The organism is Endozoicomonas sp., assembly GCF_965196975.1.
In the GTDB taxonomy this organism is placed as follows: domain Bacteria; phylum Pseudomonadota; class Gammaproteobacteria; order Pseudomonadales; family Endozoicomonadaceae; genus Endozoicomonas.
The window spans coordinates 1,644,927-1,658,787 of the sequence record NZ_OZ239981.1 but is presented as its reverse complement, the minus strand read 5'-3'; the positions used below and the strand labels follow the sequence as shown (position 1 = coordinate 1,658,787).

10 protein-coding genes are annotated in these 13,861 nt (G+C 48.6%); 4 read left to right on the top strand and 6 right to left on the bottom strand.

The genetic code is table 11. The features are described 5' to 3' along the window. Positions 1–32: 32 nt before the first annotated feature. The 3 genes from ade to ACOCLE_RS07155 form a co-directional block, all read right to left on the bottom strand. Complete coding sequence (gene ade / locus ACOCLE_RS07165; protein WP_419536131.1) at positions 33–1,751, bottom strand: adenine deaminase; 1,719 nt, start codon at positions 1,749–1,751, stop codon at positions 33–35. 89 nt (positions 1,752–1,840) lie between these two features. Further along, positions 1,841–3,619 carry an adenine deaminase C-terminal domain-containing protein gene (locus ACOCLE_RS07160; RefSeq protein ID WP_419536130.1) on the bottom strand — a complete coding sequence of 593 codons (1,779 nt, stop codon included), beginning with the start codon at positions 3,617–3,619 and terminating at the stop codon, positions 1,841–1,843. A gap of 133 nt (positions 3,620–3,752) precedes the next feature. After that, complete coding sequence (locus tag ACOCLE_RS07155) at positions 3,753–5,108, bottom strand: NCS2 family permease (protein WP_419536129.1); 1,356 nt, start codon at positions 5,106–5,108, stop codon at positions 3,753–3,755. A gap of 420 nt (positions 5,109–5,528) precedes the next feature. Between ACOCLE_RS07155 and tnpC the strand changes: the two genes are divergently transcribed. Both tnpC and ACOCLE_RS07145 read left to right on the top strand, forming a co-directional pair. Beyond that, positions 5,529–7,034 (top strand): IS66 family transposase, encoded by a 1,506-nt coding sequence (gene tnpC, locus ACOCLE_RS07150; RefSeq protein WP_419535193.1) that lies wholly within the window; start codon positions 5,529–5,531, stop codon positions 7,032–7,034. A gap of 45 nt (positions 7,035–7,079) precedes the next feature. Beyond that, positions 7,080–7,382 (top strand): hypothetical protein, encoded by a 303-nt coding sequence (locus ACOCLE_RS07145; RefSeq protein ID WP_419536128.1) that lies wholly within the window; start codon positions 7,080–7,082, stop codon positions 7,380–7,382. Positions 7,383–7,449: 67 nt separating this feature from the next. On the opposite strand, the gene ACOCLE_RS07140 is transcribed toward ACOCLE_RS07145, so the two are convergent. Together ACOCLE_RS07140 and ACOCLE_RS07135 are read right to left on the bottom strand one after the other, a co-directional pair. Continuing rightward, positions 7,450–8,919 (bottom strand): hypothetical protein, encoded by a 1,470-nt coding sequence (locus ACOCLE_RS07140; protein ID WP_419536127.1) that lies wholly within the window; start codon positions 8,917–8,919, stop codon positions 7,450–7,452. Between the two features lie 75 nt (positions 8,920–8,994). Next, positions 8,995–10,230 (bottom strand): helix-turn-helix domain-containing protein, encoded by a 1,236-nt coding sequence (locus tag ACOCLE_RS07135; RefSeq protein WP_419536126.1) that lies wholly within the window; start codon positions 10,228–10,230, stop codon positions 8,995–8,997. A gap of 301 nt (positions 10,231–10,531) precedes the next feature. On the opposite strand from ACOCLE_RS07135, the gene ACOCLE_RS07130 reads away from it, so the two are divergent. Together ACOCLE_RS07130 and cobB are read left to right on the top strand one after the other, a co-directional pair. After that, positions 10,532–11,905, top strand: coding sequence for a hypothetical protein (locus ACOCLE_RS07130; protein ID WP_419536125.1), 1,374 nt, complete (start codon positions 10,532–10,534; stop codon positions 11,903–11,905). A gap of 17 nt (positions 11,906–11,922) precedes the next feature. Continuing rightward, a complete protein-coding gene (gene cobB, locus ACOCLE_RS07125) occupies positions 11,923–12,630 on the top strand; it encodes a Sir2 family NAD+-dependent deacetylase (RefSeq protein ID WP_419536124.1) in 708 nt (235 codons plus the stop codon). A 52-nt stretch (positions 12,631–12,682) separates the two neighbouring features. Here the strand turns inward: cobB and ACOCLE_RS07120 are convergent, their stop codons facing one another. Then, complete coding sequence (locus ACOCLE_RS07120; RefSeq protein ID WP_419536123.1) at positions 12,683–13,858, bottom strand: vWA domain-containing protein; 1,176 nt, start codon at positions 13,856–13,858, stop codon at positions 12,683–12,685. Positions 13,859–13,861 lie beyond the last annotated feature (3 nt).

Below are 13,861 nucleotides of genomic sequence, written 5' to 3'. Positions count from 1 at the left end.
CAATGATTTGTCATTGCCAGATGACTATGGTATTAATTAATACTTACTGCTGTAAATGAGAAGCTCCGAACATCAAACAACCCATTGGATGTCAGCTTCAATTCAGGAATTACCGGCAGGCTCATAAAGACCAGCGTCATTAATGGCTGAATATTGGCGTTAACGCCCAGTGTGTTTCGTGCCTTGCCTAAAAGGTCTCCCATCGTCTTAGCGACGGTTTCAGCATTCTGGTCAGACATGAGGCCAGCAATCGGTAAAGGCAGTTCGCCAATCACTTCACCATTTTGCACCAGAACAAAGCCTCCACCGATGGATTCCACCTGCTTAACGGCCGTCAACATATCCTGGTCGCTGTCACCCACCACGACAATATTGTGTGAGTCATGGGAAACCGTCGTAGCGATAGCGCCTCCAGTCAGTCCATAATCAGCAAGAATAGCCAGTGACATATTGCCAGACGCTTTATGCCGCTCAATCACCGCCAGCTTATTCAGCCCTTGATTCAGGCAGGCATCAAACAGGCCATGGTCATTGGCTTTGACATCGACTGTCAGGGCTTTGGTCAACACACCACCGGGAAGTACGCCAATTGCTCTTGCTTTGTCAGAAGTCAGTGGTAACTCAAAATTCTCAATACTCAGCGGTGCCAGTTTTACCGTATTCATGACTGACGGGCAGTGATAGTCTTCTATAGCTACCAGCAATTCACCATGACGGGCGACTTCCTGACCAGCACAGAATACGCGATTGACGTTAAAACTCTCGAGATCGTCAATGATCACCACATCGCCGTCGTAACCGGGCGCCAGGGCGCCTTTCTTTTTCAGGCCATAGCACTCTGCAGCATTCAGCGTACCCATGCTAATGGCCATGATCGGGTCGATACCGGATTCAACGGCCAGGCGCAGGTTCTTATTGATATGACCACCATTGATAATGTCTTTGGGCTCACGGTCATCAGTACAGAACAGACAGCGGCGGGCGTTTGCGGCATTGACACCTTTCACCAGCTCCAGCAGATCTTTACAGGCGGAGCCTTCACGGATCTGGATATACATACCCATCTGGATTCGTGCCAGCATCGCTTCAATACTGGAACACTCATGATCGGTTTTAATGCCGGCCATGACGTAGGCCTGAAGATCCAACCCTTTCAGCCCGGGGCTGTGGCCATCAGCAATATAGCCATGCTCGTGTGCCAGTTTGACTTTGGCCAGCATGGCTTCATCACCATTGATGACGGCAGGGAAGTCCATGACTTCCCCAACGCCCAGGACATCCGGGTGGCAGATCAGCTCAGCCAGATCCTCTGCCATTAACTTTGCTCCCGCTTCCTCAAAAGGGGTAGCCGGTACGCAGGAGGGCAGCATGATTTTCACATTCAACGGCAGGTTTCTGGAGGCATCCAGCATATAGCGAATGCCATCAAGACCGCAGACATTGGCGATTTCGTGGGGGTCGGCAATGACAGTGGTGGTACCGTGAGGCAGGACAATACGGGCAAACTGAGGTGGGGTGATGGAAGACGACTCAATATGAACATGGCTGTCAATCAGGCCCGGCATCACAATACCGCCATTAGCGTCTATGATCTCACGCGCTTCATAATCACCAATCCCAATGACTTTGCCCATACCTAGGGCCAATGGACCATCAATAAGACGCTGGTTAAATACATCAACGACTTTGCAGTTGATGATCAGTGTGTCTACGGGGATGCGGCCAGCGGCCATATCAATCAGTTGTTTCATACGTTAAGGCTGCTCGTAAACTATCTGGCAAAAGACCGGGCAGCGTGCCCGGTCGATGACTCATGCAATCACTTGTCTTTCAGCGTGCGTTATTCAGCAGCACTTAAAACCGGATCAAAGACACTCTGAGTAGCAAAGCAGACGGCACCCAGGTCGGTCATGGCGTAATCAGGGATGGCTGTGATTTCCAGGCAGCACATATAGAAAACAGGGTCAGGCAGGTCACAGCCCAGTTCCCTTGTAATTGCCTTCATATTCCGTTCTGCTGCAGCCATTTCCTCTGGGCTGATATCGGAAGTAACGCCACAGATTGGCAGGTGAATGAAATCAATGATCTCGCCGTCTTTCACAATCACCTGACCGCCGCCTTTTTCTGCCAGGTAGTTGATAGCAGTGGACATATCCTCAGAGTTTGTACCGATACAGACAATATTGTTGTCATCCGGTGCCTTGGAGCTGGCCATGGCACCGGCTTTCAGCTTCCAGCCGGAAACAAAGGCCACTGGCTTGTTGCCGTTCTTGCCAAAACGTTCAACCACTGTGGCGTAGAGAACATCGTTTTCAACATCCGGCAGCACCACACCATTTTCAACGTTGAGCTGCACATCTCGGCGGCGGCGGACGAAAGGCACATCAAAGTCCACTTCCATGGACAGCACGTTCACCTTGTCTGCTGTGAAGTCGGTGTATACCTTCATGTCAGCCGGGGTAATGGATGGGATTCTCAGTTTGGAAGAGAGAATTTCACTGCGTGCCGGTGGTTGCAAGTCAATCGCCATCTTGCCGCCATCAACCACCAGTTTGCCCTTGGCGATGACCTTATCGATATTGAACTTGCGCAAGTCTTCCACCAGCAAAATGTCGGCGATTTTTCCTGGAGAGATAGAGCCCACCAGGTGATCAATGCGATAGGCTTCGGCACTGTTCAGGGAACCCATCTGGATGGCGGTGATCGGGTCAACACCTGCCGCGATGGTCATACGGATCAATTTATCCATATGGCCGTTTTCAAGAATTTCTGATGGAATCACGTCGTCAGTACAGAAGCTGACACGACGGGCCACACGCGGATTGATATGCGTCACGACCTTCATGTTTTCATTAAGGAAGTGAGAGATGGATGATTCACGAATCAGCAGGAACATGCCCTTGCGGATTTTTTCCATGGCTTCGGTGTGGTCGTAGCTTTCATGATCCAGTCGAACACCTGCACAGAGTACGGAATTGAGACGAGTACCAGTGGTCATTGGCGCACAGCCAAATACTGGCAGGTTGTTCTCGCCAGCCAGCTCAATGGCTTTCATTACGCCGTCGTGTTTATTTTCGACAAACTCGGAAACGGTTTCCCAGACGCCGTACACTTCAGGCCATTTCTGCACTTCCTGATGCACTTCCGGGGTCACGTTAAAGCCGACGGTGGATTCTGGCAGGGTGTAAGGCGCAGTAAACGGCAGACCCCAGAATACTTTCAATGGTCCCTGATTGATTTCGTCCAGAACTTCACGAACACCTTCCAGCCCGGCCGTTACCAGGTACTGATCGAGACCGGAAACGATGCTGGTGGTACCGCAGGGCACCACGGCTTTGGCAAAGCTGGTCATGGACATCTTGCTGCACTCAATGTGCAGATGGCCGTCGATCAGACCGGGAACCAGGTATTTGTTTTCAGCATCGATAATCTGGGTATTTTCACCGATGTAAGCTTCAACATCGCCAGTGGCAACGATTCTGGAGCGGTAAACGGCGATATCAGCGGGGTAGATCTCTGCCGAGGTGACATTGACCAGTTGACTGTTTTTGATCACCAGGTCAGCAGGAATACGGGCAGCGCCAGCGTCAATCAGATCGCGCAGGTTTTCTTTAATCATTGTGTTTCACTCAACTCAAATAATGGTCTTCAATGCGGCGTTCCTTGAGCAGGTTTCCGGCTTTTATGTCGGATAACGCTGACTGCCGCTTGTTACAAATGTCTAAAACAGTCGTTCTTAAAAATGGAGGCCTTTACAGGAAGGCGTATCGAGCCAGAAATACCACGGTTAACAACGCACATACGGGCGAGACTTCATGTTTTCTGCCAGACGCCAGTTTGATCACGGTGTAGGTAATAAAGCCGGTGGCAATCCCTTCGGTCAGTGTGAAGCTGAAGGGAATCATCACAGTGGCCACAAAGGCAGGAACGGCTTCGGTCAGGTCGTGCCACTGAATCCGGGTTAGCTCGGAGGTCATCAGCAGGCCAACATAAATCAGGGCACCTGCAGTGGCATAAGCTGGAATCATCCCGGCCAGGGGGGAGAAGAAAATGGCCATCAAAAATAGCAGACCAACCACTGCAGCCATCAGACCGGTTCTGCCGCCTTCAACGACACCGGTTGCACTTTCAACGTACGGGCAGACAGAAGAAGTTCCCATAAATGCACCGGCAGCAGAGCTGAGGCTGTCCACAAACAGGGATTTTGTGGCGTTCGGGTAATTGCCGGTTTCGTCCGCAAGCCCGGCTTTATCCGTTACCGCAACAAAGGTCCCAGCAGACTCAAAGAGGCTGACCAGCATAACGGAGATAATGACCCCAATCAGGCTGAGATCAAGTGCGCCCATCAGGTCAAGCTGGCCAAGGACTGGCGCAATACTGGGCGGTAATGAAGCGATGCCCTGGTATTCCACATCACCCAGTAACCAGCCAACAAAGGTAATGGCGATTATTGAGATCAGAACCGCCGCCTTAAAGCCACGTTGAACCAGTACCATCATCAGGAGAAAGCTGGCACAACCCAGAACAAACGGGATGGAGCGAACGTCACCGATGGTCACCATGGTACTGGGTGTAGCCACAATAATGCCGGCATTGTGCAGACCCACCAGGGCAATCATCAGACCACAGCCAGTGGCAATGCCAATGCGCAGGCTTAAGGGAATACTGGTGATGATGTAGGTGCGAAATCCCGCAACCGCCGCAAACAGTAACGAACCCCAGAAGATCACGGCCATACCGGTCTGCCAGGCCAGTCCCATGCCGCCCACCAGAACAAAAGCAAAGTAGCTGTTCAGACCCATAGCCGGTGCCATGGCAATGGGCAGGTTAGCCAGCAGACCCATGGCAATACTGCCAATGGCGGCGATCAGGCAAGTGGTGACAAACACGGCCTGGGCGTCCATACCCGCAGCGGAAAGAATCTGCGGGTTTACAAAGATGATGTAGGCCATGGTCAGGAAGGTGGTTATGCCGGCCATGACTTCCTGACGGATATGGGTGCCTTTGGCTTGAAGCTGAAACTGACGGTCTATCCATCCGGTTTTTTCCGGTGGAGGGCATTGGGATTCAGTAATATGACGGGATGCTTCAATAGCCGCAGTAGTCATTACAAACTCGGATGGGAAATCGATGGATGATAATGAACGATCGTTTCGTTCAAAATTATTATACGATCGTGCAAATTAATTGCATCAATAAAAACAATGAGTTACGTAAATTACTTAAAGCTGTAGGTGGATTTTGCATGCTTGGCTTTCCATAGTTCAAATTTTTATGGGTGCTATAGTTCTATAAAAATACGGTCAAGCAGTAGCTAGAGGGTGTGACAGATAGAGTTATAGGGGATTTGATGATTAAGGAGAATCAAGCATGATTGAGCGACATGGATCGACACATGTAAAAATTACTGGGCAGGATGCTGTAAATTATAAAAATGAGGTAACTATTCAGCACCCTTCATATAAATCTGGAATTTTCTGATTTTTCGACCATCATCTTATACTCAATTTTTCTAACAAATCTCCAGTATGGAACCAGACTTCCCAGCTACTCCGTTTACCGAAGCTCTCCTTAAAGAGAATGAAGAGCTTCGGACCGAGAATGCGCTTTTACGGGAACGTTGCAGCGAACTGGAAGAAAGGGTTAATAAAAACAGTCAAAACAGTAGTAAGCCACCATCGTCAGATGGTTATCAAAAGCCCAGTAAAAAAGGGAGTGATAAAGGTGATACATCTTCCAAAGAAGCCCCCTGCTCCTCACAGGAAACACCGAACCCCAAAAGCCTTAGACCATCTTCAGGCAATAAACCAGGTGGCCAGAAAGGTCATCAAGGCTCTTGTTTGAGACGTGTCGCCTTACCCGATTATGTCAGGCATCTGAAGGTTGAAAAATGTTGCTGTTGCCAGTCTTCGCTTATCGATATTAAACCCACCAAATACATTGAGCGACAGGTTTTTGATCCAGGTAGACCCGGAGAATTTGAAGTTACCGCGTACTGGGCAGACGTTAAAGTATGTCCTTGTGGTAAACGGAACACCGCTGAGTTTCCCCAAGGAGTGAAAGCCGCTGCTCAATACGGAGAAGTGACTCAGGCAATGGCTGTTCATTTAAACCAGTATCACTTCATCCCATATCACCGGGTGTCTGAGTATTTCAATACTATTTATTGCATGAGTGTCAGCGCAGGCTCTGTTGCCAATTTTGTTGCCTATACCCATGAGAACCTGGCCTCTACTGAGCAGAGTATCCGCGATGCTTTACAAGAAAGTCCGGTTGCAGGAGCGGATGAAACTGGCATGCGGGTTGACGGTTCACTGTGGTGGTTACACATTATGCGAGATGACCAATGGACGCTTTACTACCTCTCAGAAAGGCGAGGTTGTGAAGCAATGGATGCAATGGGCATCCTGCTGACTTTTGCAGGCATTCTGGTTCACGATCATTGGAAGTCCTACTTTGCCTATGCGGCAGTGAATGTGCTTTGTAATGCCCATCATCTGAGAGAGCTTCAGGGAGTTGTCGATAGGGATGCGAATAAGCTGGCTCTGCGGCTGATGAAATTGCTTACGCTCTCCTGGCACTTCTGCAAGAAATACAAAGCAGCCGGTCTGACTCAAATGCCTGGTGCAATACAGCTTCGCATTGAGACGATATACGACCAAATCCTTCAAAGGGCTCTCACGAAGGAAACCGCTTATATGGAAAAACAACGACAGGTGCTTGGACGTAAGAAGGTCAGGAATACCAAGGCCTACAACCTGTTCAAAAGGCTTATTGAGTTTAAGGTTGAAACGTTGCGCTTCATGTCGGACTTTTCAATTCCCTTCGATAACAATGGCAGTGAACGTGATGCCAGGATGGCCAAACTTAAGCAGAAGATCTCAGGCTGCTTCAGAAGCGAAGACGGAGGTACCATGTTTACCCGAATCCGAAGCTATTTATCATCTGCTAAAAAGCAGGGGTTGAACATATTTCAGGCGCTTCTTAAAGCGGTTCGAAATTACAACAATACGCCTTTGCTGGGTGCTGAATAGTTACAAAATGAGAATCAATCGATTGGTTTTTTTAATCAGCTCCGAATGTTCTTCGGAAAATCAGTCGTTATTTCCGCCGATAACGCCTTTTCATACTTTGAGAGCAAACATAATCGCTACGGAATGGAGTTTTGTGAAGGGCTGTGTAAGAGAGACATAAAACTCAGCAATGATTCAAAGCCCCTTGTTGTTCCTCTATCTGGGGATGTGATTTTCGGAAAGGTTAATGAAGTGGATGAAAATCAAGACAGTGCAATGCCGCAATCTGGTGATGTAGCCTACGGAGAGGAGCCTTCCGAAGTGAAAGATGAAAAACCATACAGGCTGGGGCCTGATGATATGTACTAGCCATTCATTTTATAACAATACGAACAGACCTCAGCCAGTTCGTATTGTTTTCCTATTGGACTAAATATCAGTTCTTATAAACCCAGAACTCTGGGTTCTCAACTTCAGTGAAGTCAGGACCAGTGCCAGTCTGAGGGTTTACGTAAGTTCGCATCATGATTTTGAACAGACCATCGGTCTGAGTAGTATCTACTTCATAGCAGTTCGCAACCCCGGTGCAATCTGCACGAACAGCCAGTCTGAACAGTTTGCCATCGGCATTCCCTTTCTTACTGTTGTATTCCTGCGCCTGAACCTCATTGAAATCAATGGTATCAATGGACTTTCCTGTATCTGGATGGTAGAACCCGAAATTCCAGAATTTGGCATAATTGGTGGCCACATGGTCAATCCCGGTAATCACCAGCTGACTGTTAGGATCGTTAAGATCAATGATCAACATTTTTTCAGTAGCAGGGTCATTGATGTCTACATACAGGGCATCAAGGTTATTACCCCAGCAATAGCTGCCAGTCTCAATACAGTGTTCAGCGCTATAGTCTCTGGCTATGACCTCGCCTTTATAATCCGGCTTACCGTAGGTCTTTTTGGTTTCGGTCAGCCACTGGTTGTACACACCCTGACCTACGAGTGATAACTCTTGAGTGCCTGTTAACCGGTTAAGTTCTTCTTCTGCACGGAATGGAATGTAACCGGTTTCTTCAATGGCAGTCACTCGCATCAGCTTGAGTGGTTTGCTTTCAGTCCATGCCATAAAGGCATCTGGATCAGCAAATGGGCGGGCAAAGCGTCCTATGGTCCGGAAGGTATCTGCCGTCGCTGGATCATTACCAAAGGTAAAGTATTTCTCAGCCAGAGGCTTGATGTTAATGCCTTCTTCCGGGTAACCGGAATCAATAAATGCTTCCTTAATCTCATCTGCCAATATCTGGTTAGGCGTTGCTATATGAACGAAAACTTCACCCTCTCCCAGGGCTTCTGGGTTAGGTATGTATTTCATGGTGAATTCATTGCGGGTTTCACCAACAGAAGCATCAATGATCACACCGTTAACCGCACGCTTTGGATCAGGTGGGTTTTCACCTTCCAGCAGGGGCGATTTATCACTAGGGTTAGGTATTTCAGAACTTGAACGCTCATATACCAGGGTTTCAAAACCAAAGTGAGTAACACCCGGAGGAATGACACCATACATCACCATGGCTTCATTGGTACCGATAGTCCAAGTTGCAGATGCAGGGAATTCAATAGTGCCACCTTCCAGAGGTATTTCCATGCCCGGACTGGCTTCTGTACAACCGGTGATGGGACAGGGGAATAGATTACCATTGTAATAAAGGGAGGTGTTGGCAAAGTTCTGGCAGACTTCTGCTTCGCTGACCAGACAGTCAACGTATGCAGAAATACTGTTGTTGTGCTGAACGATCATCCCTTCATCACGCAACTCTTCGATAACAGAGTCAACGATGGTGCTGGCATTAGCGGCTACTGATCCCATGGTGAGAGCGATAGCTCCCGCAAGTATTTTTCTTTTCATGGTGGCTTCCTCATTTTTATTCTCGAGCTTTGGTAAAGCCCGGTTCGGAAGCCATATTCAGTCAAAAAAGATTTTCTAATCTACCGGTTCTAGAGATTGCAAAGAATTTTCAGGATTTTGCAATTTTTTATTTTCCAGATTTAGACAGGAAACCAGGTACTGTTTGGGAGTTGATCCGGTGATTTGCCGAAATGCCTTGTACAAGGTTGATCCTGAGCCAAACCCTGCTTCATAACCAAGATCCTTGGGAAGCAGTCTTGTCCCCGTATTGGCCAACGCCTCTATCTTGGTTCTGACAACTTCAACCCGGAATTGATTGATATAGTCATTAAAAGAGTGGCCGGTATTCTGATTGATCACCTGGCTGATGTATGAACTGCCAAGCCCTAGCTCATTGGAGAGGTCTGCGACTTTCAGGTTTTGTTCAAGATACAGTTTTTTGTTGCGCAGCAGCTCATCAACCATTTGAAAATAGTGAATAGACTCCGTATCACTCAGCCCACTGTGTCGATATTTAATACAGTCAGAAGTTATTTCGGGGTCGTCATCAACCCGGTTTACAGCGATTTCTTTCGAAGACCCTTCTATCTCTATTGCTGCTGTCGATTTCAGGTAAAACAGACATAAAGCCAAAGTAAACAGGCTGGAGAGCAGCGTGTAAACCTCGCCTCCCGAGTCGGGCGCACTATCGGGGTGGTTGATACGAGTCCCCACGTAAAAAAGTGATGCAAGCACTGTAAATAAGATATTGAATATTGAGAAAAAGCAGACCCAGCGTAAACCGATTTGCTCCGTGGTGTCCTGCCAAACGGTAGTGATTGAGGGCCATGCGAGTTTCAGTGTGGCCCATTGGTAACCTGCGAAGATCATACTCAGCATTAACAGTAACGCCAGGTTCACCATGGGAGGCAGTGCCAGTACGGGTATAAAGGCATGCCACTTCTGGGTTGGGATCAGTTGCTGGATCCAACTGCCTTCCAGGGCGACGATCAGTAGAAGAAGCAAAGGACAGAAGTGAACGATATCCCGGAATTCAGTTTTTTTCTGATGATTCACTAATATCAGTGTCGTCAGGAATAAAACCGGGTGAAGCAAAGATCGTAAAACCAGATAGCTGGTGCTGGCGATAATCTGCCCCTGGTGGTTACCTGTCGTGGCGATATACATAACCAGATGCAGCATGCTTACCAATACAGGCAGGCAAAGAAAGCGGTCGATTAACCTGAGGCTGTCTTGTCGACTACTTCTGATAAAGAGAGAAAATAAGAGAATAAACTCGGTGATGAACGTGCCCCAAAGTAGATACTTCACTCGCGTATCCTGATCCTGATCTTTTTTGTCTGCTTGTGTTGGATGCTGACGGTTTTTATGCTTTTGTCGGCTGATAGATAGTTAAGTTTCAATAGGATACCTGCTTATTGAAACAAATTACACACCAGATAGAGCTTGCAGATTTCTTGTGATATTCCACAAAAAATTTCGAAATTCCCTCACGCTCCGCTCATTTTCAGAATGATGCTTTGATTTTTGATGTTTTGGAAGACAAGCCTCTTTGTTCGTTTTACAGTTGTCCCAAAACAAGCGATTCAGTGGTGGTTTACAGAAGCCCAATATGTTTAAGCACTCATTGCTGGTTCTGCTGGTGTCTGGGTTTGTGGTGACCAAGGCTTCGGGCGAGGCATTACAAGGTAAACTGAACGTTGAGCAGCCACAATCGACAGTAGTGACGCTCTACAGCGATAAGGCCCTGATCAGTCAGACGTTCAATTCCCGACCCGATGCAAAGGGCAATCTTGAGATTTCCGGTCTGCCAATCAACCGGCTGGATGGCAGTCTGAACCTTGAATACATTGATGGTGAAACCGTTTACCGGCCTGAGGAAATCTTCTGGTACCAGGGAGGTCTGGACCGGGATAATTACTACCGGAATCTGGAGGGTAAAAATGTTGAAGTGTTTGGTGGCGGCCTGAATGTAGCCATTCAGGGTAAACTGGTCAGTTATCAGCAGGGAATCGGGCTGGTGGAAGGCAGTAATGGCCGCCAGTATTTTATCGATTATCACGACCCCCAGGGCCTGAGAATACTGTCAAGGGTTTCTTCGGAGACTCAGGGTAAAAGTCTCAAATACCTGACAGCGGATTTTGGCCGGCAACCGGTCAGTGGGCCTCTGAAGCTTACGTATATCACCCCTCAGTTAAGCTATGACAGCCATTATCGTTTAACGCTTTTATCACAGAACCAGGGACGTCTGGAATTAAAAACACTGCTGACCAACAGTTCCAATATCAACTTCAATCAGGCAAAAATTCGTCTGGTTGCCGGTGGCGAGGGTGGTGTTCCTGGCTTCTACCGTAAGAACCGGATGCTTGAAGCATCGGTGGTGGCTGACGCGGGTGACTACGGTGAGCGTGTCGGTGAAGTATTGCTTTCTACGTTGCCAAAGGACACCGTCCTGCCTGCCAATAGCAAGCAGCTGATGGATCTTTTTTCAGAAGCATTGCACCTTGAAAAGCTGTACACCCTTGACGTGTATGGCCGCTCGACCGGTGGGAGAACCTCCATGGCTGAGCGTCCAAGACTGACTTGGAAGTTTGAGGCACCGCTGGACCTTCCGCCAGCACAAGTTCGTATGTATGATCAGGACCCGGATGGCGGCTACATCATCAGTGGTAACTCATGGTTGCCCAAAACAACCGCGGGTGATCACGCCTGGTTGACCATGGGAGAAGCGCTGGCTGTGCGTGTTGAGCGTACACGACTGGACGTTGAACAAAAGAGTGACAAAGAGCTGGTGGTTAAATGGCAGGCGACGGTCTCAAATGATCAGGAAGACAGCATTACACTGCTCTTAAGGGAGCGTGATCCTAATCTGATTAAGCTTGAGAGTGTTAAAGGTGCAACACTGGAAAAAATGGATCAGCTTCGTGTTGTGGTTACTGCCGGTACCCAGAAAACCATTCACTTTACCGCTAAATATCGTCGCTGATTGATCAGGAGGTTTGCTTGCACTGTTCATCCCCCTATTCATCCATAGTAGTACTGACCGGTGCGGGAATCTCGGCTGAGTCCGGAATCAGAACATTCCGGGCCGGCGACGGACTCTGGGAAAATCACCCTGTTGAGGATGTGGCAACACCTGAAGGGTACGCTCGAAATCCCTCACTGGTACAACGATTTTACAACGACAGAAGGCGGCAGCTGAACTCAGTCGAACCAAACCGTGCTCATCAGGCACTTGCTGAGTTTGAACGTCAGTTCTCTGGAAGCTTTCTTCTGGTGACTCAGAATGTTGATGACCTCCATGAGAGAGCGGGGAGCAACCGGCTGATTCATATGCATGGTGAACTGCTGAAAGTTCACTGTCAGGACACAGAGCAGGTTTTTCATTGGGATCAGGATGTTACCGTTGATACTCAATGTGAATGCTGCGGTGTTGCGGGAAATCTCCGCCCGCATATCGTCTGGTTCGGTGAGATGCCTTTACAGATGGACGAGATCTATCAGGCACTGTCAAACTGTGATCTTTTTGTTTCCATTGGCACCTCTGGAAATGTGTATCCAGCGGCAGGTTTCGTTCAGGAGGCGGCTGCGGCTGGAGCAAAGACGGTCGAACTAAACCTTGAACCCGGGAATCACGGCTCACTGTTTGATGAACAACGTTACGGGCCAGCCACCGAAGTGGTCGACCGGTTCTTCAGTTCACTCAAGTAGTGATCTTATACTATTAGCAGGCAACACCAAGTGTTGCCTATCGAGTATTCCGTTATCCAGCAAGATAGCTCATCGCTTCTTCCAGCCCATTGATGGTCAGGGGAAACATGTTGCCTTCCATCTGCTCATCAATCAGCCGTGTTGACGAAGTATATTGCCAGGCATGTTCCGGTATGGGGTTCAACCATGCGATACGGTCAAAATGGGCTTTCACCCGTGACATCCAGACATGCCCAGCTTCTTCGTTGAAATGTTCAACGCTGCCACCGGGTGAGGTAATTTCATAGGGAGACATGGCGGCGTCACCAACAAAAATAACCCGGTAGTCCTTGCCGTAGCGATGAATCACATCCCAGAGGTTAATACGCTCCTGCTGGCGGCGACGGTTATCCTGCCAGACACTTTCATAGAGATAGTTATGGAAGTAGTAGAACTCAAGGTGTTTGAACTCGGTCCGGCAGCAGGCAAAGAGCTCTTCGCACAGGCGGACGTGATCGTCCATAGAACCGCCGATATCCATGAACAGCAGGACTTTCACGGCGTTATGGCGTTCCGGCACCATTTTGATGTCCAGCATACCTTTGCTGGCGGTTGAGCGAACTGTATCATCAAGGTCCAGTTGATCAGCAGCTCCCTGGCGGGCAAATCGGCGTAATCGGCGCAGGGCCATTTTCATATTCCGGCTGCCGAGTTGCTCGTCATCATCCAGGTTTTTAAATTCCCGTTTATCCCAGACTTTGGTGGCTTTACGATGTCTAGATTCATTCTGGCCAATCCGAATCCCGGAGGGGTTATAGCCATAAGCCCCAAAAGGTGAGGTGCCACCGGTGCCAATCCACTTATTACCGCCCTGGTGACGACCTTTCTGCTCCTCCATTCTCTGACGGAACGTCTCGAGCAACTCCTGGAGGTTTTTCATGCCCTGGATATTTGCCTTGTCCTCATCGGAAAGCTGTCGGATAAACTCCTGTCTCAGCCATTCTTCCGGTATCAGGGCTTCCAGCATGTCGTCCATGGACTCAAGGCCGTTGAAAAATGCCTGACAGGCTTTATCAAACTTGTCGTAATGCCTCTCATCCTTGACCAGAATGGTTCGAGATAACTGGTAAAAGCCTTCCTGATCGGCATAAATTAGTTTTGCATCCAGCGCCGCCAGCAGGTCAAGGTACTCGCGGGTGGTGGCAGGTACACCAAATGCCCGAACGGTTTCAAAAAAATGGGTCAGCATGGT